General features: G+C 32.3%; 28 protein-coding genes. 15 read left to right on the top strand and 13 right to left on the bottom strand.

Translation table 11 applies throughout. The annotated features are described in order from the left end of the window. The first annotated feature begins 64 nt into the window (after window positions 1-64). The 5 genes from LG45_RS12390 to LG45_RS12370 all read left to right on the top strand — a co-directional run bounded on the left by LG45_RS12390 (window position 65) and on the right by LG45_RS12370 (window position 4,085). Window positions 65-769: a response regulator transcription factor gene (locus LG45_RS12390; RefSeq protein ID WP_035127613.1), complete on the top strand. Its 705-nt coding sequence runs from the start codon at window positions 65-67 to the stop codon at window positions 767-769. Between the two features lie 14 nt (window positions 770-783). Next, window positions 784-2,160, top strand: coding sequence for a sensor histidine kinase (locus LG45_RS12385; protein WP_035127611.1), 1,377 nt, complete (start codon window positions 784-786; stop codon window positions 2,158-2,160). A 157-nt stretch (window positions 2,161-2,317) separates the two neighbouring features. Continuing rightward, window positions 2,318-2,812 (top strand): hypothetical protein, encoded by a 495-nt coding sequence (locus tag LG45_RS12380; protein ID WP_052087585.1) that lies wholly within the window; start codon window positions 2,318-2,320, stop codon window positions 2,810-2,812. Between the two features lie 15 nt (window positions 2,813-2,827). Beyond that, entirely contained in the window at window positions 2,828-3,286 is a 459-nt protein-coding gene (locus tag LG45_RS12375; protein WP_131494663.1) for a hypothetical protein, read from the top strand. 4 nt (window positions 3,287-3,290) lie between these two features. Then, window positions 3,291-4,085, top strand: coding sequence for a YoaK family protein (locus LG45_RS12370; protein WP_035127608.1), 795 nt, complete (start codon window positions 3,291-3,293; stop codon window positions 4,083-4,085). Between the two features lie 65 nt (window positions 4,086-4,150). Here LG45_RS12370 and LG45_RS12365 read toward each other — a convergent pair whose 3' ends face one another. Continuing rightward, window positions 4,151-4,606, bottom strand: coding sequence for a DinB family protein (locus LG45_RS12365; protein WP_035127606.1), 456 nt, complete (start codon window positions 4,604-4,606; stop codon window positions 4,151-4,153). A 5-nt stretch (window positions 4,607-4,611) separates the two neighbouring features. Continuing rightward, the gene (locus tag LG45_RS12360; RefSeq protein WP_035127604.1) at window positions 4,612-5,049 is read right to left on the bottom strand and encodes an acyl-CoA thioesterase; all 438 of its coding nucleotides are present in this window, start codon (window positions 5,047-5,049) and stop codon (window positions 4,612-4,614) included. 71 nt (window positions 5,050-5,120) lie between these two features. Here LG45_RS12360 and LG45_RS12355 point away from each other — a divergent pair, with 71 nt between their 5' ends. The 8 genes from LG45_RS12355 (at window position 5,121) to LG45_RS12320 (ending at window position 11,510) form a co-directional block, all read left to right on the top strand. Further along, window positions 5,121-5,480, top strand: a complete 360-nt coding sequence (locus LG45_RS12355) for an arsenate reductase family protein (RefSeq protein WP_035127603.1) — start codon at window positions 5,121-5,123, stop codon at window positions 5,478-5,480. Then, a complete protein-coding gene (locus LG45_RS12350; protein ID WP_035127602.1) occupies window positions 5,473-6,366 on the top strand; it encodes a DMT family transporter in 894 nt (297 codons plus the stop codon). The genes LG45_RS12355 and LG45_RS12350 overlap by 8 nt, the downstream gene beginning before the upstream one ends. 82 nt (window positions 6,367-6,448) lie before the next feature. Beyond that, window positions 6,449-7,309: a YicC/YloC family endoribonuclease gene (locus LG45_RS12345; RefSeq protein WP_035127601.1), complete on the top strand. Its 861-nt coding sequence runs from the start codon at window positions 6,449-6,451 to the stop codon at window positions 7,307-7,309. A gap of 89 nt (window positions 7,310-7,398) precedes the next feature. Continuing rightward, window positions 7,399-7,971: a guanylate kinase gene (gene gmk / locus LG45_RS12340; RefSeq protein ID WP_035127599.1), complete on the top strand. Its 573-nt coding sequence runs from the start codon at window positions 7,399-7,401 to the stop codon at window positions 7,969-7,971. Between the two features lie 96 nt (window positions 7,972-8,067). Next, a complete protein-coding gene (gene nadD, locus LG45_RS12335; RefSeq protein WP_035127598.1) occupies window positions 8,068-8,649 on the top strand; it encodes a nicotinate (nicotinamide) nucleotide adenylyltransferase in 582 nt (193 codons plus the stop codon). Window positions 8,650-8,715: 66 nt separating this feature from the next. Beyond that, window positions 8,716-9,882: an iron-containing alcohol dehydrogenase gene (locus LG45_RS12330; RefSeq protein WP_035127597.1), complete on the top strand. Its 1,167-nt coding sequence runs from the start codon at window positions 8,716-8,718 to the stop codon at window positions 9,880-9,882. A gap of 405 nt (window positions 9,883-10,287) precedes the next feature. Then, window positions 10,288-11,283: an NAD(P)H-dependent glycerol-3-phosphate dehydrogenase gene (locus LG45_RS12325; protein WP_035127595.1), complete on the top strand. Its 996-nt coding sequence runs from the start codon at window positions 10,288-10,290 to the stop codon at window positions 11,281-11,283. Window positions 11,284-11,285: 2 nt separating this feature from the next. After that, on the top strand, window positions 11,286-11,510 hold the full coding sequence (locus tag LG45_RS12320; RefSeq protein WP_035127594.1) for a hypothetical protein: 225 nt from the start codon (window positions 11,286-11,288) through the stop codon (window positions 11,508-11,510). Window positions 11,511-11,603: 93 nt separating this feature from the next. Here LG45_RS12320 and LG45_RS12315 read toward each other — a convergent pair whose 3' ends face one another. The 4 genes from LG45_RS12315 to LG45_RS12300 form a co-directional block, all read right to left on the bottom strand. Then, entirely contained in the window at window positions 11,604-12,011 is a 408-nt protein-coding gene (locus LG45_RS12315; RefSeq protein WP_035127592.1) for a hypothetical protein, read from the bottom strand. A gap of 32 nt (window positions 12,012-12,043) precedes the next feature. Continuing rightward, a complete protein-coding gene (locus LG45_RS12310) occupies window positions 12,044-13,282 on the bottom strand; it encodes a T9SS type A sorting domain-containing protein (protein ID WP_035127590.1) in 1,239 nt (412 codons plus the stop codon). 16 nt (window positions 13,283-13,298) lie between these two features. Then, window positions 13,299-14,318, bottom strand: a complete 1,020-nt coding sequence (locus tag LG45_RS12305) for a phenylalanine--tRNA ligase subunit alpha (protein WP_035127587.1) — start codon at window positions 14,316-14,318, stop codon at window positions 13,299-13,301. A gap of 107 nt (window positions 14,319-14,425) precedes the next feature. Then, complete coding sequence (locus tag LG45_RS12300) at window positions 14,426-14,782, bottom strand: hypothetical protein (protein ID WP_035127586.1); 357 nt, start codon at window positions 14,780-14,782, stop codon at window positions 14,426-14,428. A gap of 152 nt (window positions 14,783-14,934) precedes the next feature. Here LG45_RS12300 and LG45_RS12295 point away from each other — a divergent pair, with 152 nt between their 5' ends. Continuing rightward, a complete protein-coding gene (locus LG45_RS12295) occupies window positions 14,935-15,447 on the top strand; it encodes a CvpA family protein (RefSeq protein WP_035127585.1) in 513 nt (170 codons plus the stop codon). Between the two features lie 8 nt (window positions 15,448-15,455). Continuing rightward, complete coding sequence (locus LG45_RS12290; RefSeq protein ID WP_035127584.1) at window positions 15,456-15,956, top strand: hypothetical protein; 501 nt, start codon at window positions 15,456-15,458, stop codon at window positions 15,954-15,956. Between the two features lie 57 nt (window positions 15,957-16,013). On the opposite strand, the gene LG45_RS12285 is transcribed toward LG45_RS12290, so the two are convergent. From LG45_RS12285 to LG45_RS12255, 7 genes are all read right to left on the bottom strand, one after another. Beyond that, on the bottom strand, window positions 16,014-16,763 hold the full coding sequence (locus LG45_RS12285; RefSeq protein WP_035127583.1) for a tetratricopeptide repeat protein: 750 nt from the start codon (window positions 16,761-16,763) through the stop codon (window positions 16,014-16,016). A gap of 5 nt (window positions 16,764-16,768) precedes the next feature. Next, entirely contained in the window at window positions 16,769-18,559 is a 1,791-nt protein-coding gene (locus LG45_RS12280; protein WP_035128400.1) for a BatD family protein, read from the bottom strand. 34 nt (window positions 18,560-18,593) lie between these two features. Then, entirely contained in the window at window positions 18,594-19,316 is a 723-nt protein-coding gene (locus tag LG45_RS12275) for a tetratricopeptide repeat protein (protein WP_035127582.1), read from the bottom strand. Window positions 19,317-19,356: 40 nt separating this feature from the next. After that, window positions 19,357-20,397: a VWA domain-containing protein gene (locus LG45_RS12270; protein WP_035127581.1), complete on the bottom strand. Its 1,041-nt coding sequence runs from the start codon at window positions 20,395-20,397 to the stop codon at window positions 19,357-19,359. Window positions 20,398-20,489: 92 nt separating this feature from the next. After that, a complete protein-coding gene (locus LG45_RS12265; RefSeq protein WP_035127580.1) occupies window positions 20,490-21,494 on the bottom strand; it encodes a vWA domain-containing protein in 1,005 nt (334 codons plus the stop codon). A 2-nt stretch (window positions 21,495-21,496) separates the two neighbouring features. Continuing rightward, window positions 21,497-23,128 (bottom strand): BatD family protein, encoded by a 1,632-nt coding sequence (locus LG45_RS12260; RefSeq protein ID WP_035127579.1) that lies wholly within the window; start codon window positions 23,126-23,128, stop codon window positions 21,497-21,499. Window positions 23,129-23,230: 102 nt separating this feature from the next. Next, window positions 23,231-24,097 carry a DUF58 domain-containing protein gene (locus tag LG45_RS12255; RefSeq protein WP_035127578.1) on the bottom strand — a complete coding sequence of 289 codons (867 nt, stop codon included), beginning with the start codon at window positions 24,095-24,097 and terminating at the stop codon, window positions 23,231-23,233. Between the last annotated feature and the right edge of the window lie 34 nt (window positions 24,098-24,131).

Genomic DNA, 24,131 nt, shown 5'->3' with positions numbered 1-24,131 from the left:
ATCAAATGAATCATAAAATTTAGCATTCCCCAATTATCATTTGACAAATACATTATAATTATCCATGAAAAAAATACTTCTTGTAGAAGATGAAGCACCAGTGGTTTCATTTATTAAAAAAGGACTTTCGGAAGAAGGATTTGAAGTAAGCGTTGCCTTTGATGGTAAAACCGGACTCAAGTTAGCATTAGAAAATTCTTTTGATTTAATTATCCTAGATATCATGTTGCCCGAAATGAACGGATTAGAGGTTTGCAAAGCTATTCGTGAAGAAAATACTAATGTTCCAATTCTGTTTTTAACCGCACTCGGAACTCCAGAAAATATTGTTTTAGGATTAGAAAATGGTGCCGATGATTATTTGGTAAAACCTTTTAAATTTATCGAACTTGTTGCAAGAATTAAAAATCTTATTCGAAGAATTGACGGAAAAACATCTAAATCAACGCAGCAAAAAATAGACGATAAAAATATTTTCACCTTTTTGGATGTAGTAATTAATGATTACACCAAAAAAGTGACTCGAGCTGATGAAGAAATATCATTAACCTCAACCGAGTTTAAATTGTTGTTGTTTTTTGTGAAAAATAAAAACAAAGTACTTTCTAGGCAAGAAATTCTTGAGGCAGTTTGGGGTGTAAATTATGATTTAGGAACCAATGTTGTTGATGTTTACGTAAATTATCTGAGAAAGAAAATAGATTTAAAATCAGAGGATAAAATTATTCATACCATTATTGGAATGGGTTATGTTTTAAAAGAAAATTAAAATTTAGTGTAAGCATGAAAACACCTTCAAGAACTTTTTTGTTGTATCTAATTCCGTTTTTAATTGTAATCTTCTTATTTAGTTTATTTATCTATTTTTCAGTATCCAATTATTCTGAAAATTATCTTTTTAAACTTCTTGAAGCTAGAGCAAATAAAGTGGCAAAAGAACGATTTGAAGGTGAAAAAATTCCAACAAAAACTACTTTTTCATTAAGCGAAACTTCCGAAAAATTACCTCATGAAAAAGACTATTTTATTCCTATTAGCGCTTATTTGAATGTAAAAAATGAAGCAAAAAGAATTGGCCTAAGTGAAGACTTTTTTAATAACGTACTTAAGAATGGAAATGCCGAATTCATTTCGAAAAAATATTTATATAAAGGAATCAAATTTCCCTCAAAGTCTGGAGAGTTTATTGTTATTACTGCAGCCGAGAATTATTTTGAAATTAATCAGGCAAAAAATTTAATTAATACACTAATTTTCGCAATTGGTTGTGCTTTTTTACTTCTTTGGTATTTAGCATTTTACTATTCTAAAAACATTTTTAAACCTATTTCTGCAATTACAGAACAAGTAAAAGAAATTAGTTCCGAAAATTTACATCTTCGATTAAATGATCAAAATAGGAATGTAGAATTAAATCAATTATCAAATACGTTCAACGATATGTTGGATAGAATTGAAACCTCATTTGAAACTCAAAATAACTTTATCAGCAATGCATCGCACGAACTTAGAACGCCATTAACAGCAATAATTGGTGAAGCCGATGTGGCACTTTCTAAACCTCGTCAGCAAGAAGATTATATAGAAACGCTGAAAATTATTTTGCAAGAAGCAGAAAAATTAGACAATAAAACCAAAGCACTTTTATTTCTTGCTCAAACAGGTTTTAACGGAAAAATTCAAAAATTTGAAAAAGTAAGAATCGATCAACTTCTTTGGGATGTTAAAGAGAATTTAGAAAGCATGAATTCTAAAAATAAAATTTTCTTCGACATGGAATTACTACCCGAAAATCCATTAAAATTAAAGGTAAACGGAAATATTCAATTACTGCATTTGGCGTTTAGCAATATTATTAGCAATGCCTGTAAGTATTCTAATTTTGATACGGTAACAGTTTCTATCGGTGCTTCAGATGATTTTGTTTACATCATCACCAAAGATACCGGAATTGGAATTCCTGAAAACGAAATTAAATACATCTACGATCCGTTTTTTAGAGCTTCTAATACTAAAAATTATGAAGGTTACGGAATTGGTCTTCCATTGACCCGAAATATCATAAGAATGCACAACGGAAAAATCTTGGTGAATTCTACCGAAAATCAGGGAACAATTGTACAGATAACTTTACCAATATTAAAGCTTGAAAATCTGTAAATTAACTCCAAAATAAGAATCTTAACTTTTATTTAAGCAATTCTAATCTCATTTTAATCTCGTGGCTTCCATTTTAATAACATTCTAATCTCAGATTAAGATGGCTCTAATGTGGTGCTCATAAATTTGTATTGTAACAAATAACAATATAAAAGCTATGAGAAAAACAGTTTTAATTCCAACAGATTTTACAGTTCAATCACTAAATATTTTAAAGTCGGTTTTGAGTACAAATGAATCCAATGTAAAACTAGACATTATTCTTCTTCACGGTTTGAGTTTGAATGATTCTATCAGGGATTTATTATTTTCTTCAAAATACCAACAAATTGAAAGCTTAACAACTCCAGAATTTGAGGAAGCTTGTGAGGTGATTAAAAACAAATTCGACTCACAAATTAGTTCACTTAGAATCGATTTATTTACTGGTTACAATGTTGCCGCATTCAATAATTATCTAGAAGGAAATCGTGTTGTTGACATTTATGTATCTGATAAAAAACCAGTTTTTACCAACAAAAAAAGTTTCGATTTATCTCGATTCATAGAAAAATCATCGGCAAACGTTATTACAGTTGACGCTATTCCAAATGCTAATTTTTCTGAAAAAGGAAAAGTTGCAGAGGTATTCAATCAAATGTCGATGGGATAATTTAAAAAAATTGCTATGAAAATTTGGATACGATATATTGGTTTTTTCACACTTGGGATTTCTCTTTTCGTCCTATTGATTAGTATGTCTAATAATCCAGAACATATAATAGAAGGTCAATGGAAAGAATTGGTTTGGGAATATGAAAAAGTAGATAAAAACGACACAATTACTAACGACTATGATAATGTTTCCGATTTTGTAAAAGACGTTGTTGGTGAAAATCTAGTAATTCATAAAGCCGAAAGCTGGACTTTTAAACCCAACGGAAAACTAATTTTAAAAGGAAGTAATTATTCTAAAGAAGTGAATTGGACGATTAAGGGAAGAGGAAACATTTTAGAGATAAAATACGACAACAATAATTGCGAACACTACAGTTTAACTGAACTTTCAGAAAATAAACTAGTTCTAAATTTTGATACAGACACCCATACTCGTGGCATCGCAAGATTAACATTTGAAAAAATATAATACCATGCTCAGAAAATATAGTAATAGCAGATCGCTATCAGACAACATAAAACTTGGATCGCTATCGGCTTTCGCTGCTGGAATGGTGAACATTGGTTCGTTACTGTTATTTTTCTCATTTTCATCAAATGTAACAGGACATTACGCCATTTTAGCTGCCGAAATTGTTAAAGGAAATTACTATCAAATTGCAGTAGTTTTTTCATGGATTTTTCTATTCTTTTTTGGAAGTTTTGTTTCTAATATGTTTGTAATTCACATCAATCAGAGAAATTCTTATTTGGCGCATGCCATTCCGTTAATACTAGAAATTTTTTGTTTGATGTTTGTTGGAATTTATGGCGAATATTTTTATAAAGAAACTCTAGTAGAAACCGAATACCTTTTAGCATTGATGCTTTTTGCAATGGGTTTACAAAACGGATTAACTGCAAGTATTTCTAATTTCTCGGTAAAAACAACCCATTTAACAGGAACAACAACCGATTTAGGAATTCTATTTTCAATGTTTACAAAAAAAGAATACCGAAATAACGAAGCACTTATTGGAAAAGCAAAATTACTTGTTGCCATTACCGCATCTTATTTGATTGGAGCAATTTTAGCTGGTTTTACCTATGTAGGTTTAAGTTTCAAAATGTTTTATTTGGTAAGTTTAGTTTTGGTAGTTATCATCGTTTATGATTTGTATAAACTTAGATTAAAACTGTATTTACGCAATAGAAAACTTCTAAAAATTAATTTAGAAAATGTAAATGGTTATGTTCGAATAGAAAAAGAAAAATCGATTGCCTCTTAAATAATATTATTATTGTTAGGTTGATTTCCCAAACAGATTATTGGTTACTGTTTGGGATTCTTTTTTTAAATAAACTTTCTAATTTGCATCATAATTCCTGTATGAACAGCTTCGTGATAATTGTTAAATTCAATTGCATTTGCAGCAGATTTCATTGTAAAACCCGACATTGAAGTGAATTCGATATAATTTTGAAATATATTTTCCTCAAAATCGTGCTTGGTTTTTTCTAATGTCGAAAACAATAAAACTTTTATTTCATCGACTTCTTCTTGGCCAACATTATGTTCAGGTTTAGTTCCTTTTTGATACTTTTCTATCATTTCATTACTAATCATTGTTGGTAAACCAGACAATTTATAAACCAATAGCTGCTGAACAACAATGATGTGACCGATATTCCAGATGAGATTGTTGCTGAAACCTTCGGGAATTTTATTTAATTCTTCTAACGAATACTTTTCTAAAAAACCTAAAAGTACTTTTCTGCTGGTTTCGTTTATTCTGAATGCTGTTTCCATACTTTTTATAATTGAGTAAAGTTGTCTGATTTTGGCATTAAATTCATAACATCAATTGCAATTTGTGGTGTTGGATTGGCAATTTTTCTCAGCTTGGTGTCCATCCATGCGCCGTCGACCGTTATGGTTGCCATGAGTTCGTCTTTGTCGTTTTTAAATTCGTGAATTAGCGTCCATCGAGAAGCGTCTTCTTTTACTTTTCCTACTTTGGTTGAGATGAAAACGGTTTGATTCATTCGCATTTCTTTTCTAAAAACACATTCCTCGCGAAACAAAATTGGACCAAAATGTTGCTCTTGCATTACTCTAACAGTCATACCTAATTGTTCTAGAATTTCAACACGATGTTGTGCTCCAAAATCGTAGTAAGCCGAATGCCGAACGTGAAAATTTGGATCTAAATCGGCCCAGCGAATATGTATTTCTTTAGTAAAAGTGCTCATTTTTTATAAATTTTATACAAAAATACAGATTATAAGTTTCAAATGAATTTTCTTTGCAAAAAGAAAAAATAATGACCGATACCATATACTATTTAGCAAGTTGCGACACGTGTAGAAAAATTATAAAATCGTTGCCAAAAAGTGCGAATTTGAAGTACCACGACATAAAACAAGATCCTATTACAGTGGAAGAATTAGAATATATGCGCTCACTTTCTGGAAGTTACGAAGCGTTGTTCAGCAAAAAAGCGCAGTTGTATAAATCGATGGATTTGAAAAACAAAAACCTAACAGAAGACGATTATCGCAAGTATATTTTAGAACATTACACTTTTATAAGTCGTCCAGTTTTTATAATTCAAGACAAAATTTACATCGGAAACACGCAACAAAACATGTTGCAAGTAATGAAAGCATTAGAAAATGTCTAAAAGAACTTGGGCTTTAATCGCCGCAACCTTCGTTTCCATAATTTACGGATTGACCTTTACAGTCGCCAAAGACGTAATGCCTAAATACATCGAACCATTTGGGTTTATAGTGATTCGGGTTTTTGGTGCAATGATTTTATTTTGGTTGGTATCCTTTTTTGGTCCGAAAGAAAAAATTGCAATGGGAGATTTTCCTAGAATTATAGCAGCGGCATTTTTTGGTGTTGCCTTAAACATGCTAACTTTTTTTAAAGGATTGAGTTACACTTCTCCAATTATGGGTGCGGTTTTAATGGTTACAACGCCAATGATTGTGCTAGTTCTTTCGGCAATAATCATGAAAGAACGCATGCTAAAACGCAAAGTTTTCGGCTTAATTTTAGGACTTGTTGGAACCGGAACTTTAATTCTATACGGAAAATCTATGGTGAATGCGCCGAATGCAACTTTAGGAAATTTACTGGTTTTTATAAATGCCGTTTCGTATGGTTTTTATCTAATTGTTGTGAAAAAACTGATGGATAAATACAACGCTTTTACATTTGTAAAATGGATTTACACCTTCGGATTTATCATGGTTTTACCTTTCGGATGGAACGAATTTCAAGCGATAAACTGGACGATAATTCCAAATGATATTTATTGGAAAATTGGTTTTGTCGTAGTGTTTTCAACATTTTTTACCTATTTGCTGAATTTAATTTCCATGCGCGAATTGAAACCAACAATCGTTGCCGTTTTTATCTATTTACAACCTTTGTTTGCCACAATTTTCGCCATCAGTTTAGGAAAAGACGAACTAACTTGGATTAAAATAACATCGGCCATTTTAATATTTGTTGGAGTTTATTTGGTTACACAAAAAAAAGTGATTAGTGAAAAGTAATTAGTAATTAGCCGTTTTTAAGCTAATTACTATTCACTAATTACTAATTACTTTTATTATCTTTGAATACTTATAAAAAAATATGATACAATCAATGACTGGTTTTGGGAAAGCATCTTTGCAATTACCAACCAAAAAAATTACCGTAGAAATAAAGTCGCTAAACAGTAAAGGTTTAGATTTAAATACACGAATGCCATCTGTTTTTAGAGAAATGGAATTGGGTTTACGCAACCAGCTTTCGCAAAAATTAGAGCGAGGAAAGATTGATTTTTCGTTATACATCGAAATTACTGGCGAAGAAACATCGTCTAAAATCAATGTGCCAATTGTAAAAGGTTACATCAACCAAATGAAAGCAGTGATTCCTAATGCTGATGAAACTGAGTTGATGAAAATGGCTGTAAGAATGCCCGATGCCTTAAAAACAGAGCGCGACGAAATTGACGAAAACGATTGGAAACAAATTCAAACTGTAATCGATCAATCGCTAGAAAATATGATGCAATTTCGAAGAGACGAAGGCGTTGCATTAGAAAAAGAATTTCTACACAGAATTGCAAACATCATGACGCTAATGAACAATGCGGTTGCGTATGATGCAGAACGAATTGAAACCGTAAAAACCCGATTGAAAACAGCACTTGACGAACTTCAAGCGAATGTAGATCAGAATCGTTTTGAGCAAGAATTGATATTTTATCTAGAAAAATACGATATTACTGAAGAGAAAGTACGTCTGGAAAATCACCTAAATTATTTCATAGAAACCCTTGCAGGAACAGAAGCCAACGGAAGAAAACTAGGTTTCATTACGCAAGAAATGGGAAGAGAAATCAATACCATGGGGTCAAAATCTAACCATTCTGAAATGCAGAAATTGGTGGTGATGATGAAGGATGAATTGGAGAAGATTAAAGAGCAGGTTTTAAACGTTTTGTAATTTATTTGTCATTCTGAACTTGTTTCAGAATCTAAAAAAACAAGACTCTGAAACAAGTTCAGAGTGACAGAACATCAACACAACTAAGAATGAACAAAGGAAAATTATTAGTATTCTCAGCGCCATCAGGTTCGGGAAAAACCACTATAGTAAGGCATTTATTGGCGCAAGAAGATTTGAATTTAGAATTTTCAATATCTTGTGCAACACGCGAACCTCGCGGTGAAGAAGTAGACGGAAAAGATTACTATTTCATCACTTGGGAAGAATTTAAAAAGCATATCAAAGCCGAAGAATTTGTAGAATGGGAAGAAGTCTATACCAACAATTATTATGGAACTTTAAAAAGTGAAGTCGAACGTATTTGGGCAAAAGGCAAAAACGTAATTTTCGACATTGATGTTTCGGGCGGATTGCGAATTAAACACAAATTTCCTCAAGAAACCTTAGCCGTTTTTGTAAAACCACCAAGCGTGGACGAACTAAAACGTAGATTAAAAGAACGCTCTACAGAAAGTGACGAAAAAATAAATATGCGAATTGCAAAAGCTCACGTTGAACTTGCCACTGCACCACAATTTGACAAGATCATTAAGAATTATGATTTGGATATTGCCAAAGAAGATGCATATCAGTTGGTAAAGGATTTTATTTCTAAATAAAAATTATTTCACAAAGTCACGCACAGTTTACATCAAGAAACACAAAGACTTTGTGAAACTTTGCGAAAAACTTTGTGAAACTTTGTGATAAAAAAAATGAAAATAGGACTATACTTCGGAACCTTCAACCCAATTCACATTGGACATTTAATCATTGCCAATCACATGGCAGAGCATTCTAATTTAGATCAAATTTGGATGGTTGTAACGCCACACAATCCGTTGAAGCAGAAAAGCACTTTATTGGATGATTACCATCGATTACATTTAGTGAATTTGGCTACCGAAGATTATCCCAAAATAAAAGCTTCTGATATCGAATTTAAATTACCTCAACCCAATTATACTGTAAATACATTAGCGCATTTAAAAGACAAATTTCCTAAATATGAATTTTCGTTAATTATGGGTGAAGACAATTTGAATTCGCTTCACAAATGGAAGAACTACGAATACATTCTCGACAATCACGAGATTTATATTTACCCAAGATTAAATTCGGGTGAAATAGATGAACAATTTGTCAATCATCCAAAAATTCATAGAGTTGGTGCGCCAGTCATCGAACTTTCATCAACATTTATTCGCGAAAGCATCAAAAACAAAAAAAATATTCGTCCGTTATTATCTGAAAAAGTATGGGAATATGTGGATGACAATAATTTTTACAGAAAATAACTTAACATTCCTTTACCACTTGTTCCTTTAATCGTTTTGTAAATTTGCAATCTAAATATTTTTACAATGAACAACTTCGAATTATACAATCCTACCAACTACATATTTGGAAAAGGACAAACCGAAAAATTATCAAAACTTGTTCCTGCAAATGCTAAAGTTTTATTGGCTTATGGTGGCGGAAGCATCTTTAAAAACGGCGTTCACGAGGCAGTAACTTCAGCCTTAAAAGATTTTGAAATCATAGAATTTGGGGGAATCGAACCTAATCCGAGATTTGAAACGTTGATGAAAGCCGTTGAAATTATCAAACAAGAAAACATCACTTTCATTCTTGCCGTTGGTGGTGGAAGCGTAATTGATGGCGTAAAATTCATTTCGGGCGCAACGCATTACGAAGGAAATCCGATTGATATTTTAAAAAATCGTGTGCTTTTCACCGATTTATCTAAAGTGATTCCATTCGGAACTGTTTTAACCTTACCAGCAACAGGTTCAGAAATGAATTCGGGTGCAGTGGTAACCATCGAAGCAACTCAAGAAAAGCTAACTCTTGGAGGAAGTGCTTTGTTTCCAAAATTTTCTATTTGCGATCCAACCGTAATTACATCATTGCCAAAACGTCAAATTCAGAATGGTGTAATCGATGCTTTTACACACGTTATGGAACAATATTTAACCTATCCGCATGACGCACTTTTGCAAGATCGATTTGCAGAAAGCATTTTACAAACGTTAGTAGAAATTGGTCCAAATGTTGTAGAAAATCCAAGTGATTATAAATTGGCATCCAACTATATGTGGTGTGCAACTATGGCCTTAAACGGATTAATCCAAAAAGGCGTTCCAAGCGATTGGGCAACACACATGATTGGTCACGAATTAACCGCTTTATACGAAATAGATCATGCTCGAACTTTGGCAATTATTGCTCCAAGTTTGTACCGAGTAATGTTTGAAACCAAAAAAGATAAATTGGCACAATACGGCGAACGCGTTTTCAAAATCACAGGGAATTCTGTAGATGAAAAAGCCGAAAAAGCCATTGAAAAAACAGTCGAATTTTTCCACACGATGGGAATGAAAACCAAACTTTCTGAAAACACTGAAAACTACAAAGATACGGCCGAGTTTATCGTAAACCGTTTCACAGAAAGAGGTTGGAAAGGTCTTGGTGAAAAGCAAAACATTACACCCGAAAAAGTTAGAGAAATTGTAGAAATGAGTTACTAATTCAGCAGTTTATACAAATTAAAAGGCGTTCAAGATTTATTTCCTGAACGCCTTTTTTCAAAACCCAAAACAAAATTTTAACTAACTTAACTTATATGATAACAACCTAACAGAAATCATATCAATAATAACGGCTGTGTTGTATTGTTATTGCACTGAAAATCATAAATATAAGTTAAATTTCAACCCTTTTTAGAAGCTTATCCTGCTTTCCATTGCAAGATTGCTTGCAAAAATCTTTTTTTCTAAATCTTAAAAAGAGCTTTCTTTGGTCGCTTTTTTAAGATAAGAAAAAATAGCTTTTTACTGCACAATGCTTTTCATTACAATCAGGGCTAAACAAGTCAGTAATGGTTTGCCAATACCGTAAAAAAAGAGTATTTTTGATTTTCAAACGATATAGTAATGAATACAAATCCAAAATTTGCAGTAATTGGCGGAGGAAGTTGGGCAACAGCAATTGCAAAAATGCTTTGCGTAAATCTAAACGAAATTGCGTGGTACATGCGCAACCAATCGGCAATTGATCATATAAAAACTCACAAACACAACCCTAATTATCTAAGTTCGGTTGAGTTTGACACCAATAAGCTAAAACTAACAGCCGATATTAACGAAGCTGTTGAATATGCCGATTATCTTATTTTCGCCATTCCGTCAGCTTTTTTAAGCACTGAATTAGAAAAATTAACAGTCGATTTAAAAAACAAAGTTATATTTTCTGCCATAAAAGGAATTGTTCCAGAAACGTTCCTAATTGTTGGCGAACATTTTCATAAAAAATATGATATTCCGTACGAGAACATTGGTGTAATTACTGGTCCATGTCATGCGGAAGAAGTGGCTTTAGAACGACTTTCGTATCTTACAATTGCGTGTGGCGATGCTACCAAAGCTAAAATTGTTGCAAAAATCCTTGCTGGAAATTACATCAAAACCAAAATCACAGACGACATTATTGGTACTGAATATGCTGCCATGCTTAAAAACATTTATGCAATCGCTGCCGGAATTGCTCATGGTTTAGGTTATGGAGACAATTTTCAATCGGTGATTATGAGTAATGCTATTCGTGAGATGAAGAAATTCATTAGAAAAGTACACAAAATGAAACGTAACATCAATAACTCAGCTTATTTGGGCGATTTGTTAGTTACAGGATATTCGGTTTTTTCTAGAAATAGAATGTTTGGAAACATGATTGGAAAAGGCTACACAGTAAAATCGGCGATGATGGAAATGTCTATGGTTGCCGAAGGTTATTATGCCGTAAAAAGTGCTTACAAATTAAACCAAGAATACGGTGCAAAAACGCCAATTATCGATGCGGTTTATGAAATTTTATACGAAGGAAAAGATGCCAAATCAGTATTTAAAAAATTAACCGACAAATTGGATTAGTTATGAGCGAAAGATGGAAATATCAAATTAAAATGGGTGGTTTTTGGGGAATCTTTATGATTATTTTCATGACCTTATTTGAAATCAAAGAAAAACCTTTTGTGGAACAACTTTCAAGTACCAATTTCTATATTCGTGCAGGAATTTACCTCGCAGTAGGAATTTTTGGCTTAGGATATTACAACTGGAAACAGAAAATGAAGAGTGAGAAAATCGATAAGCTATAATATCTTTGTTATTGAAAATCAGAAGAATTCTAATTACCTTCATCAAAAATGTGAGTAACTATTGAGATTCCTACGGAATGACAAAAAGAGTTGCTATCTCACAATAACGCCATCAACGAATAAAATAGGCACTTCTTCTACATAATCAGGTGTGATAGTTTGTGCTCGGAAGATGAATTTTTTGTCATATAAAGTACTTCCTATGAAATACGTGACCATAAATTCGTTGTTCAATCGAAGAACACTATTTTCTATCATTTCTACTTTTACAACAGAAACAGCAGGAACTTTAATGAATGCGTGACGCAAAAGCGACGTTTTTTTCATTTCACCATCAATGGTTCCAAATGCTTTAGAAACTACCATTACGCTGTCTAAATCGTAGTCAGAATCGTTTACTAAATAAACGTACCAAACTTTCTCCATGAAGTCGTCGCTCCATTCTTGGACGGCTGCAAGGAATACATTTTCTACTTCTGGTATGGTAATGTCTGATTTCATAATCTAACCATGAAAATTTATGATTTCAAAAATTATCTTTTAATAATTTTATTTAATTTAAAAACCCCATCAACATCAATTGTTTTTACCATATATATTCCATTTTCTAGATCACCAAGATACATTTGACTTCCATCAAAATTAGAATTCTTAACAATTCGTCCATTTAAATCATAAATTACAACTTCATTGATTTCGATATTACTATCAATTTTTAAATAGTCCTTAACAGGATTTGGATAAAAAACCAATTGTTTATTATCTGGATTTTCATTCTGTGCTAGAGTAGAATCTTTTATTATTACGACTTTATTGTCACTTGTATTAAAAGCATAACAACCATTTCCACAAGTAATAATAGTTTCAACAGCACCAAAAGCTTGTGAAATTGGTAAACTATCGAACAATAAGTAAGTTGTAGGATTAAATCTTTTAAAAGTAATATTTCCTGAAAAATCAAAACTAGCAAAACAAACTTTATTGTAATATGTGTCGTAAACAACTGGCCCAGAAACATTTGAAAATTGTCCACTTACATATGGTGCTGTTGTAATGTCTACAACTTTACCATCAAAAGCATACATATAATTGTCTTTGTATATAAAATCCAAACCAAAATTACTTAATACATTTGATGTAACACTAACATTAGTTACACCTGAGTTATTAACCGCCAATCGTCTAATACCAAACTCGGTAGTTTCATTATTGTAACCAATTAATGAGTTAGAACCAGTGAATTCAATTCTATTACTTCCTGTATGATCTGGAGTTGTGGTTGGTCTCATAACATTGTTGTCGTATATTGCAACTCCTTCATGTCTCGGTGAGAATCCATTGTTTTTTCTTGACACAGCAATGGTTGTTGGTTGACCGGGCATAACCTCAATATCTTCAACGTAATAAGAACCTGTTGAAGAGTCGCTTCCTAAACTAAATTGAAGTCCTGACGTTTGAGTGGCTACATCAAATCTTCTAACGGTTGAAGTACCACTAAAGCCAGAATAAATATATTGCCCATTGTCTGAAATTGCTAAAACAGTAGGTTCACTGCCAATAAATATGGTGTTTTCTAGTAAATAAGTGTTTGGATTAATAACACCAATACTATTTCCATTAGAACCATTTGCACTTGGAATACTTACATAAATTTTATTTGTAACTGAATCGTAAACTAAATCATTTGTAGTCAAATTCACAGTGTGAACTTGTAATTGTGAGAAAGCTACAAAACTACTCATCATAAACAAAAAAGGTAAAATTTTCTTCATTATTATTTTAATTTAATTAAATACTTGATTTAAATTGCTCTAAGAAACGAACATCGTTTTCAAAGAACATTCTAATGTCGCCAATTTGGTGTAAAAGCATTGCGATACGTTCGATTCCCATTCCGAAAGCGAAACCTGAGAATTCGTCTGGATTGATGCCGCAGTTTTTTAGAACATTTGGATCTACCATTCCGCAACCTCCAATTTCCAACCAACCGGTTCCTTTTGTAATTCTGTAATCAGTTTCAGTTTTTAAACCCCAATAAATATCAATTTCGGCACTTGGTTCTGTAAAAGGAAAATACGATGGACGTAAACGTATTTTAGATTTTCCGAACATTTCTTTTGTGAAATATAATAATGTTTGTTTTAAATCGGCAAACGAAACGTCTTTGTCAATATACAATCCTTCTACTTGATGGAAAATACAGTGCGAACGAGATGAAACCGCTTCGTTACGGAAAACTCTTCCTGGCGAAATGGTTCTAATTGGTGGTTTGTTGTTTTCCATGTAACGCACTTGCACCGATGAAGTATGCGTACGCAACAAAACATCAGGATTTGTTTGAATGAAAAACGTGTCTTGCATATCTCTTGCTGGATGGTATTCTGGCAAGTTTAATGCAGTAAAATTATGCCAATCGTCTTCAATTTCTGGACCTTCAGAAACGTTGAATCCTATGGTTGAAAAGATATCAATAATTTGATTTTTTACCAATGAAATAGGATGACGAGAACCAATAATCAACGGTTCGCCTGGACGAGATAAATCGCCATAAAAACCTTTTACTTCTTCCTTGCTTTCTAGCTCGTCTTGAATGGTTTTTACTCGCTCTTCGGCAACAGATTTCAACGTGTTGATTACTTGTCCGAAGTCTTTCTTTTGGTCGTTAGGTATGTTCTTAAATTCCGTAAAAAGTTCTTTAAGCAAACCTTTACTTCCTAAATATTTGATACGAAACGTTTCTAACGCTTCTTTGTTTTTAGTATTGAATGCCTTAGCTTCTTCTATGTGTTCTTTAATCTTATCTATCATCGGTCTTTCTTTGAAGGTGCAAATTTAAGGAAAAGTTAGAAGTTGGAAGTTGGAAGTTGGAAGTTTTTTAAATAAATCTTAATTCAAAAATCTTTAATCCACAATCATTAATCAATTAATTCTTTTTCTAAAAAATAATTCACAATGGCATCTTTCATTAAAATGGTTTGTTCGCCTGCTTTTAATGGTGGTAATTCTTCTTTTACTTTGTAATGTGGCCAACCGTCTTTGTCTACAAAATCAAATTCATAATATCCATAAGGCTCTAATAATCTGCAAATTGCAATGTGCATTAGGTTTACTTTTTCGTCTTTTTTGAATTCGCGATGAAATTTTCCTAATTCTTGAACTCCAATAAGGTAAATTATGGCATCCAAATCTAAATCTTCTCCTTGCGAAAATTGATTGGACAGAATTTCAACGACTTTTTCCCAGCGTTCTTTTAGTTGTATATCTCGAGACATATGATTTTTTTTAGAAAATAGAGTAAAGAAAATTAAGAATAGCGTTTTTCTTTATCTATAATGATTTGCAAATATATCACATTTAGCATTTCGACTGCGCTCAATGTGACAATATAAAAATTCGTTTATATTTGTGACTTGAAAATTATTCTATGAGTTTTATTGATATTTTATTTGCCGTTTTACTTGGTTACAGCGTTTTTAAAGGTTTAAAGAATGGACTTTTTGTAGAATTTGCCTCTGTTATTTCGTTCTTCATCGGAATTTATGTTGCCGTGAAATTCTCGCATCTTGTTGGAAATGTAATTGGTGACGGAACTTCAAAATCAGTTAAGGTAATTGCCTTTATCCTAACTTTTATTTTGATTGTTATAGCCATTCATTTGCTTGCAAAAGTATTTTCTGGAATAGCAAGCACACTTTTTTTAGGATGGTTGAATAAATTAGGCGGTGCTTTTTTTGCCGTTTTAAAAACTGTTTTAATGCTTGGCGTAGTGTTGAGTCTATTTCAAAAGGTGAATATTGACAATGCTTTAATTTCTAAAGAAACTCAAGAAAATTCTATATTTTTCAATCCGATTTTAAAAACTTCTGAATTTATGTTGCCAGTTTTGACGGATTGGTTTTTGGATTTGAAAAGTAGTGTTTCCAATGATGAAAAATAAATTTGAATATGGAAGATTTATACTCAATATTAGGAATTTTTCTTTCAATACTAGTAATTTATTTTGGAGCTACGCAATACTTCAAATTAAAGAAAGATAGGCGATTAATAGAATCTTTACGGTCTGATGAGGACAAAGAAACTGAAGATTTACGAATATCGTCAATGATAGCCGTTAATCTTTTTGTGAATTTTGGAAGTGAATTTGATTATTGTAAATTTCGTTTTACTAAAAAAGAATGTTTTATTTATTTAAGATATTCCTATCCTACTAATTTATATCAAGGTCCACTGGTTATAAAAAGTGAATTTCCCAATAAATACGCTTATTTAAGCACTTTTTATATCAAAAAACTTGAGGTAAAAAACAATAATGAAATTTCAATTTGCATTAAAAACAAAACATTTATTGGAACAAAATACAATTTAAATTTAACTTCAATTTCAGAATCTGATTTGGATTTAATACTGAATAATCTTTCAATAAAAAATGCGATTCCTACGGAATGACAAACTGTGTGGATAATTTAAACTGAAATCTGAAATCTGCAACCTGATAACTGAAATCTACAGTTCTTTAATACTTTCAGCTTCAATCCATCCTGTAGTTTCGTCTGTAAGTTGTACTTTTCTCCAATTGGCGTTGCTTTCTAGAATGAATACTTTTGTTCCTTCGTGAAGCAAAATTGTTTCTTGACTTGTGGCTTTTGGTTCGCCTTTTAACGAAGCGGTTTCGGCAAAAACAATGGCAGATTTTTCAGTTTCCAATCGGTTTTTTTCGAAAATTCCTGATGAAACTGAAATGATTATTAAGATTAAAACCACAAACATTCCGGTGAAGTAAATTCGTTTTTTGAAAGCTGTTCCAGAAAAATAATATCCGATAAAAAAGCATAGAAAAATAAAGCCAAATGCTACTGCAATCCAAGCCCAAGTATCATAATGATAGCTTGAAGTAAAATCGGCAAGTAGTTTATCAAAACCAACTTTTGGGATGACTTTTATATCATCAATTGCCATTTTTTGAGCAAACTCTAAATTGGTTTGAATTTCTGGATCGTTCGGATTTAGCTGTAATGCCTTTTCAAAATTATAAATCGCTGGTGCAACTTTGTGTAATTTATAGTAAGAATTTCCCAAGTTAAAATAGAGTTCTGCCGATTGTTGTCCTGATGCCAAAACACTTTCGTAACTTGTAATAGCAGCTTCGTATTTTCCGTTATTGTAATAGTTATTACCTTCTACAAACGGATTAGAAACATCGGTTGCAAAAACAGATGCAGAAATAAATAGAAATAGATAAAAAAACTTCTTCATGATTACTATTTAATTTGTTTTTCTAATTCAGAAATAATTTCGACGGCTTTGTCATAATCTTGATGAATTATGGTACTTGATGATGGCGCATATCGAGCCAATTCGCAACTTTCTGTCAAGACAATGAACTCTTTTACTGTTTCAGAATTGGCATTTCGAGACAACAGAATTTCGGTTATCTTTTCTTTGCTCATTTCTGAGGTTTCGATGCTTAATTTAGCTTTCAAGAAATTGTGCATTGCTTTTTCTAATGCAATATAAAATGGTTCTTTGTTGTTAATTTGTTTCTTGGCTTCTGATAGATATTTCTTCGCTAAAGCATTTGATTTTTTTCTTCTGTTTCCAACAATATCGGCATCCAAAGCTTCTTTTTTCTTCTTGAAAATTACAATTATTGGAACAATCAAAAACGGTAAAAACAGCAATCCGTAGAACAATCCAGAACCTAAGAAATCATCTGGTTTTATGTTTTTTAATGTTGTTTTTTGTTTGATAAAAGCAAATGATTTTTTCACTGAATCTTCCGCTTTATTCGGATTGGAAGCAACGGCGTTATTTTTGCCTTGAGCAACATTCAACACAATTTGATTGGAAGTTATTGTTTTATAACTATTTGATGACAAATCAAAATAGGAGAATGAAATTGGTTTAATAACAAAAGTGCCTTTTTCGTTTGGAATAATAGTATATTTATCAGAAATACTTCCGGTCATTCCAGAAATTGGAGTTGAAACATTTTCAGTATGTTCTGGGTCGAATAATTCTAATGTTGACGGCACAACTGGTTTTGGCAAACTGAATAATTTTAAATTTCCAGTTCCAGCAACTTGAACATTTAAATCTAGTGATTCACCACTTTTTAAAGTTGTTTTGGATGCATTTACCTTGAAGTCAAATTTACCAACAGCGCCCGAAAATCCTTCTGGCTTTCCTGCTTCGGGTAATGCTTTTACATTTATTGTTTTGGCACCAGCAGAAACTCTCTTGGTTTGTAAAACCGTTTCTGGATTTCCATAAACATCATATCTACCGGTTGGAACTTCAACTTGAACTTCTAAAGTCAAGGGTTCAATTTGCAGATTTCCTGCTTTTTGTGGATATAAAACGGTTTTTCTAAGAACAGCGTAACGGTAACTTTCTCCTTTAAAAGTTCCTTGTTGAATAGATAGGTTTTTAATATCAATATTTTGACTCCAAAAATCGGAGTATTTTGGTTTGTTGGTTTCATTCCAACCACTTACCGCCGAACGATTGCTCACATAAATTTTGTAAACAACCGTGATTGGTTCGTTTACATACGGATTGGTTTTAGAAATTTCGGCAACCAGATGTACACCATCTTTACCAGCATTTAGAGGTTGTCTTTGTTGTTGCTGTTGTTGATAATACGGATTATTGTTGTAAGGATTTTGCTGTTGTTGCACCGCATTTCCAACAGTAATTGTAACAGGTTGCGATTTATAAACCTGTCCGTTGAACTCCATTGTGGCGCCTTTTATGGTGTGTCTTCCTTTTTTTAAAGGCATCAGTGTAAACGAATAGGCTTTGTTAAAAGAACTTCTTCCGTTAACCCAAGACTGGCTTACCATTTGGCTCGGACCAGCAATAACTCTAAATCCAGAATTATCAAAGTTAGGAATACCAAGATTATCGCCATCAACATTCATGTAAAATTCTACTCTCACATTTTCATTGATGCCAATTTCATCTCGGCTCACTCGTGTCTCAAACTTTACTTGAGCAAAAAGTGAATTTGTAACAACTATTGTAAATAAAAGCAATAAATACTTTTTCATTTTCATTCTTAATTTTTGATTTGCAATTGTTTAATTACCAATCTTTTTCTGGTTTTTGTGGCTTTCCTTGAACTTTTTGGGCGTTTACCTTTTCTTGTACTTTCTTCTCCTCATTACTCACGGCATCTAACAAATTATCAATACGTTGCTTGTTGGCACCACTTGGTTTAGGTTGTGGTTTGTCTTGCTTGTCTTTTTTATCGTCTCCGTCTTTTTTGTCTTTATTTTTATCTTTATTGTCGTCTTTTTTGTCTTTATCTTTTTCCTTGTCTTTTTCGTCTTTCTTATCTTTATTTTTGTCTTTGTCTTTCTTGTCATCGTTTTTAGGCGGATGGTCTTTTAGCATTTTTTTTGCTAACGCATAATTATATCGAGTTTGCTCGTCAGACGGATTATTTCTTAAAGCGTCTTTGTAAGCTTGAACCGCGCCTTCATAATTTTTTTCTTTCATTAAAGTGTTTCCAAAATTATGAAATGCCGAATGCTTTTCCGATTTTGTTTTAGCATCTTGTATCGCTCTGGCAAATTGATATTTGGCTTCCTCAGGTTGATTTTGTTTGTAAATTGATGTTCCCAAATTATAAGAAGATTTCGATTTTTTAGCAAACTTAGCTTGCGAAATTCTATAATTTGCTTCGGCATCGACATAGTTTTTTGAGGCAAATTCTTCGTTTCCTTTTGGCAAATACTTATCTTTCTCTTGCGCTTGAAGTGCAAAAGTGGTGAGCATTAATAAACAAATAATTATATTTTTCATATTAAATCATACCTACAAGGTTTTAAAAACCTGGCAGGATTTATTCTTTTTCATTAAATAAATTCATTTTTCTAACCCATTTTGTTCGTCTTTCTAATAAGAAAACATCCAAAAATAATAGGAAGAATCCAAATCCTAAAAACCATTGGAATTGCGATTTTAAATCGGCCATTTGTGTTGCTCCAAATTCGGTTTTCTCTGTATTATCTAATACTTTTTTTACGTAATCCAAAACTAATTTGGTTGAATTTCCATCAATATATCCACCTTTAGAACCTTTTGCAATTGCAGTTAGAATGGTCGCGTCTCTTTTTGTAATTACCGTTTGATCATCTTTATCTTTTTGATAACCTTCTAAAATTCCGTTTCTTTTTAATGGAATTGGTCCGCCTTTTTCTGTTCCAACGCCAACTGTGATGATTTTTATTCCAATTTTTGTGGCATTTTCAACTGCATCTTGGTAGCTTGCAGAGTGATCTTCACCATCAGAAATTAAAATTAACAACTTATTGGTTTTGTCTTTTTTATCAAAAAATTTAGTCGATGCTAAGTCGATTGCTTGATCTATTGATGTTCCTTGCGACGATATCATTCCGGGATTCATCGATTGTAAAAACATTTTAGCAACACCATAATCGGATGTCATTGGTAATACAGGAAATGCGCTTCCAGAATAGGCAACAATACCAATTCTATCGCTTCCAAGTTGATTAATTAATTGAGAAACAAGTTGTTTACTCTTTTCTAATCTATTGGGCGCAACGTCTTCGGCGAGCATACTTTTAGAAACGTCAACAGCAAAAACAATGTCTATTCCTTGTCGTTTTACCTTTTCGACTTTGGTTCCCATTTTTGGATTTACCAAAGCAATTATCAAGAATGTCAATCCTAAAAGAACCATTATAATTTTTAAAGCTGGTTTAAAAACCGATTTCTCTGGACTTAATTTTTTGATTAAATCCAAATCACCAAATTCTTTTTGCTTTTTTCTTTTCCAAAATTGAACATACAGAAAAAGCACCGCCAAAATTGGGATGATAATCAGTAGATATAAATAACCTTTTTCTTCTAATTCGTACATAACTTTAAATTACGAATTACGAATTATAAATTAAGAATTATAAAAATTTCATGATTTGAAACCGTAATTCGTAATTTATAATTTGTAATTGACTATATAAAACTTTTAAATAGTGTGTTTCTCAATCCGATTTCAATCAATAACAAAATTCCTGCTAATAAGATAAATGGTCGGTATTTTTCATCATAATCGTAGTATTTTAATTCTTCGATTTCTGTGGTTTCCAATTTATTTATTTCGCTATAAATTTGCTCTAATTTTGTATTACTAACGGCTCTAAAATACTTTCCTCCTGTATTTTTCGCGATTGTTTTCATCAATTCTTGATCGATTTCTACTGGAAGCATTTTGTATAAAAAATCTTTTCCGTTTGGTGCGTATGCATAAGGAAATTGTGCCATTCCGTTAGTTCCAATTCCGATTGTGTATACTTTAATTCCGTATTCTTTAGCAATTTCTGAAGCTGTTTCTGGCTCGATAAATCCTGAATTATTAACTCCATCAGTCATCAAAATAATCACTTTACTTTTGGCTTTACTATCTTTCAATCGGTTTACGGCTGTTGTTAAACCCATTCCGATTGCGGTTCCGTCTTGCAGAACGCCATCAAAAGCCATGTTTTTTATTGCATCTTCAACAATTGCTTTATCACTTGTAACTGGAGTTTTTGTATAAGCTTCGCCTGCATAAACTACAATTCCAATGCGGTCGTTTGGTCGTCCAACTACGAAATTTGCTGCGACTTCTTTCAAGGCTTCCATTCGGTTTGGCTTTAAATCTTTGGCCAACATACTGCTTGAAAGGTCAATTGCCATTACAATATCTATTCCTTTTGTGGTTTTAGTTTGGTTACTAATATCAACTGTTCTTGGTCTAGCTAATGCGAGGATTAATGAAGTTAAAGCCAATAATCGAAGAACATTTAAATAAGGTTTTAGTTTGGCTAAAGTTGATTTAGACGATTTAAATCCCGTAACAGAACTTATTTTTAATGTAGCCGATTGTTCTTTTCTTTTCCAAAATAACCAAGCGATTGCTACTGGAATTAGCAGCAACAACCAAAAAAACTCTGGATTTAAAAATGATATTTTTTCCATTATTATTGCGCTTGTTTTAGTTCGGCTGATTTTATTATTCGTTGCAAGATTGCATCTCCATATTGATCGCCATCTCTGTGAGAAACGATGATTTGCTGTAATCCGCCGTCTTGTTTAAACAATAAAATCTCATAATACATTTTCTCACTTTCATCATTTTCTTTATCCACAACGGTCATCGAACCATAAGCTCGTGCACCAGTAACTCCTTTTCCTGTATTGAAATCTTCTTGTTTGAAAAGAATATTTTGTGCTCCAATTTTTTCCCAGTTTTTGGTAATTCCTTCAAGAACGGTATCAAAATTAACATTGGTTTCTTTTTTATATTTTAAAGTAGAAACCTCAACATAAAGTGGTTCATATAAACTTCCAAAACTAAACATTTGCATTTCTTTTAAAATGGCAAATGCATCTTTAGACAAAGCTTTTTTAGGATCCATTCTTCGAAGAACTTCAGGTGTTTCAACAATTACACCAGGATTTCCGTAATCACTTTTAATCCATTCGTTCTCTAAAAGAATTTTTGATGGATTTCGTAAAATTGTGTCTTTTACATCTACAAATCCTCTAGTCGCAATAAAATAAAGCAAAGTTGAAATAAGTAAGGCAACAACTAATCCGCCAGCATACATAAATTTTTTCTGTTGTTCTTTTTTTAATTTCTTTAAACGCGCCTTTTCTTTTTGTTGTTCGTTCCACGCATCCAATTCGTCTTTTTCTTCAACAACTTCTGGAATTGCTTTGTGAATGGTTACTATTGTACTTGTGATGCGTTTTTTGTCTTCTTCGATTTCAAAATCTAAAGGTTTTACTTTCGCAAATTTCACTAAATCGGCTTGCATCAGCACCTTTTCAAGATTCTCAAGAGTTTCTTTAGACAGTTTTAATTTTTTGTTTTTTGCTACATTTCTCAAACTCACAATAAGTTCTGATGTAGTGCTTTCCATCGCTGGAATATGAATTTCTTCTTCTATATAATTTCTTGCAATATCTGTTAATTCTGAGTAATAGGATTTTACTTCTCCTTTTTGCCAAAGCTCTTTTTTCTCTAATTGCTGTAATAGTGAAGTGGCTTTTTCTATTGGTGATGTGTATATTATTTCTTCAACTTTTTCCTGTTTTTTGTAGAATTTTTTGAATAAATAATACCCTAAAAATCCAAGTCCGATTAGCACTAAAATTCCCAAAAGATATTTCCACCAACCGTTTGAAACACTTTCTGCTGGTGCAATGTCTTTAACATCAAACATTTTTTGTTTTAAAGTATCAACTTTTACATTTGAAACCTCAACTTTCAAACTATCAGAATAGGCTGTTTTTCCGTTGATGATGATTGGAATTCTTGGAATGGTATATTTTCCTGAATCGAATTGCGTTAATCCGTATTTTTTAATTAATTCGATTTTATCATTAGATTTAATCGTATCAATTTTATAGGATTCTATAACTTCTAATGCACCAAAACTTTTAGATTTAGGGAAAACAACTTTATCGGTTTTATTAACCGATGTTTTAATGGTTAACTTAAATTCTGCTCCTATTTTTTTCTTGGTAGAATCTATAGAAGTCGTTACTTTTTGTGCAAAAAGTGACGTTGTAAGTAGAAAAAATAATATATATAATTTGAATTTCATTTTAATTTAATTTAACCACGAAGTTCACTAAGCTTAACGAAGCGCGCTAAGAAAAATCTTTGTGAGCATTGTGCCTTCCTCGTGTCTTTGTGGTAAAACATTTTATCTTGATTTAAAATAACCCAATAATTTTTTAACATAACTTTCGTCAACACGCGTATTTACTGTTCCCGAACCGCATTTAGAAAATATTTCTTTAAAGAAAGTGACTTTCTCCTGATAGTTTTTTTCGTAATTTAATCGAACAGTTTTAGAACTTGTGTCAACAACCATAATTTCGCCCGATTCGGCATCTTCCATTTCTACCATTCCTACGTTTGGCATTTTTTCTTCCCGAATATCATACACACGAATTCCAGTTATGTCGTGTTTTTTCCCTGCAATTTTTAATGTTTTTTCGTAATCGTCTTCTACCATAAAATCGGAAATCAAAAATACAATTGCTTTCTTTTTTTGAGTTGAAGATAAAAATTTTAGCGCTTGAGATAAATCGGTTTTTCTACTTTTTGGTTGAAATTCGATTAACTCGCGAATAATTCGAAGTACGTGTGATTTTCCTTTTTTGGGTGGAATATATAATTCGATCGCATCCGAAAACAAAATCAAACCAATCTTATCATTATTCTGAGTTGCCGAAAATGCCATGGTTGCTGCAATTTCGGTTACGATTTCGCTTTTCAACTGATTTTTAGTCCCAAAACTTTCAGAACCCGAAATATCAACCATAAGCATCATGGTTAATTCGCGTTCTTCTTCGAAAACCTTAACATGAGCTTCGTTGTATCGCGCCGTTACATTCCAATCGATCGAACGAACGTCGTCGCCAAATTGATAAGGTCGCACTTCAGAGAAAGTCATTCCGCGTCCTTTAAAAGACGTATGATATTCACCCGAAAAGATATGATCGCTCAATCTTCGGGTTTTGATTTCTATTTTCCGAACTTTTTTTAGTAAGTCTTTTGTTTCCATGTTTTTGCCACAAAGGCGCAAAGGCACTAAGTTT

Source organism: Flavobacterium aquatile LMG 4008 = ATCC 11947, from assembly GCF_000757385.1.
Taxonomy (GTDB): domain Bacteria; phylum Bacteroidota; class Bacteroidia; order Flavobacteriales; family Flavobacteriaceae; genus Flavobacterium; species Flavobacterium aquatile.
Note: the sequence above shows the minus strand (reverse complement) of the source record. Positions and strands in the feature narration are given on the sequence as shown.

Excerpts from the sequence above, each read along its gene's own strand:
- LG45_RS12390 (WP_035127613.1), top strand. The coding sequence starts at position 65 with ATGAAAAAAATACTTCTTGTAGAAGATGAAGCACCAGTGGTTTCATTT.
- LG45_RS12320 (WP_035127594.1), top strand. The coding sequence starts at position 11,286 with ATGAGCGAAAGATGGAAATATCAAATTAAAATGGGTGGTTTTTGGGGA.
- gmk (WP_035127599.1), top strand. The coding sequence starts at position 7,399 with ATGAACAAAGGAAAATTATTAGTATTCTCAGCGCCATCAGGTTCGGGA.
- LG45_RS12380 (WP_052087585.1), top strand. The coding sequence starts at position 2,318 with ATGAGAAAAACAGTTTTAATTCCAACAGATTTTACAGTTCAATCACTA.
- LG45_RS12360 (WP_035127604.1), bottom strand. The coding sequence starts at position 5,049 with ATGAGCACTTTTACTAAAGAAATACATATTCGCTGGGCCGATTTAGAT.
- LG45_RS12300 (WP_035127586.1), bottom strand. The coding sequence starts at position 14,782 with ATGTCTCGAGATATACAACTAAAAGAACGCTGGGAAAAAGTCGTTGAA.
- LG45_RS12295 (WP_035127585.1), top strand. The coding sequence starts at position 14,935 with ATGAGTTTTATTGATATTTTATTTGCCGTTTTACTTGGTTACAGCGTT.
- LG45_RS12270 (WP_035127581.1), bottom strand. The coding sequence starts at position 20,397 with ATGTACGAATTAGAAGAAAAAGGTTATTTATATCTACTGATTATCATC.
- LG45_RS12350 (WP_035127602.1), top strand. The coding sequence starts at position 5,473 with ATGTCTAAAAGAACTTGGGCTTTAATCGCCGCAACCTTCGTTTCCATA.
- LG45_RS12355 (WP_035127603.1), top strand. The coding sequence starts at position 5,121 with ATGACCGATACCATATACTATTTAGCAAGTTGCGACACGTGTAGAAAA.
- LG45_RS12260 (WP_035127579.1), bottom strand. The coding sequence starts at position 23,128 with ATGAAATTCAAATTATATATATTATTTTTTCTACTTACAACGTCACTT.
- LG45_RS12255 (WP_035127578.1), bottom strand. The coding sequence starts at position 24,097 with ATGGAAACAAAAGACTTACTAAAAAAAGTTCGGAAAATAGAAATCAAA.
- LG45_RS12330 (WP_035127597.1), top strand. The coding sequence starts at position 8,716 with ATGAACAACTTCGAATTATACAATCCTACCAACTACATATTTGGAAAA.
- LG45_RS12345 (WP_035127601.1), top strand. The coding sequence starts at position 6,449 with ATGATACAATCAATGACTGGTTTTGGGAAAGCATCTTTGCAATTACCA.
- LG45_RS12275 (WP_035127582.1), bottom strand. The coding sequence starts at position 19,316 with ATGAAAAATATAATTATTTGTTTATTAATGCTCACCACTTTTGCACTT.
- LG45_RS12385 (WP_035127611.1), top strand. The coding sequence starts at position 784 with ATGAAAACACCTTCAAGAACTTTTTTGTTGTATCTAATTCCGTTTTTA.
- LG45_RS12365 (WP_035127606.1), bottom strand. The coding sequence starts at position 4,606 with ATGGAAACAGCATTCAGAATAAACGAAACCAGCAGAAAAGTACTTTTA.
- LG45_RS12325 (WP_035127595.1), top strand. The coding sequence starts at position 10,288 with ATGAATACAAATCCAAAATTTGCAGTAATTGGCGGAGGAAGTTGGGCA.
- LG45_RS12315 (WP_035127592.1), bottom strand. The coding sequence starts at position 12,011 with ATGAAATCAGACATTACCATACCAGAAGTAGAAAATGTATTCCTTGCA.
- LG45_RS12375 (WP_131494663.1), top strand. The coding sequence starts at position 2,828 with ATGAAAATTTGGATACGATATATTGGTTTTTTCACACTTGGGATTTCT.
- LG45_RS12280 (WP_035128400.1), bottom strand. The coding sequence starts at position 18,559 with ATGAAAAAGTATTTATTGCTTTTATTTACAATAGTTGTTACAAATTCA.
- LG45_RS12285 (WP_035127583.1), bottom strand. The coding sequence starts at position 16,763 with ATGAAGAAGTTTTTTTATCTATTTCTATTTATTTCTGCATCTGTTTTT.
- LG45_RS12305 (WP_035127587.1), bottom strand. The coding sequence starts at position 14,318 with ATGATAGATAAGATTAAAGAACACATAGAAGAAGCTAAGGCATTCAAT.
- nadD (WP_035127598.1), top strand. The coding sequence starts at position 8,068 with ATGAAAATAGGACTATACTTCGGAACCTTCAACCCAATTCACATTGGA.
- LG45_RS12265 (WP_035127580.1), bottom strand. The coding sequence starts at position 21,494 with ATGGAAAAAATATCATTTTTAAATCCAGAGTTTTTTTGGTTGTTGCTG.
- LG45_RS12290 (WP_035127584.1), top strand. The coding sequence starts at position 15,456 with ATGGAAGATTTATACTCAATATTAGGAATTTTTCTTTCAATACTAGTA.
- LG45_RS12370 (WP_035127608.1), top strand. The coding sequence starts at position 3,291 with ATGCTCAGAAAATATAGTAATAGCAGATCGCTATCAGACAACATAAAA.
- LG45_RS12310 (WP_035127590.1), bottom strand. The coding sequence starts at position 13,282 with ATGAAGAAAATTTTACCTTTTTTGTTTATGATGAGTAGTTTTGTAGCT.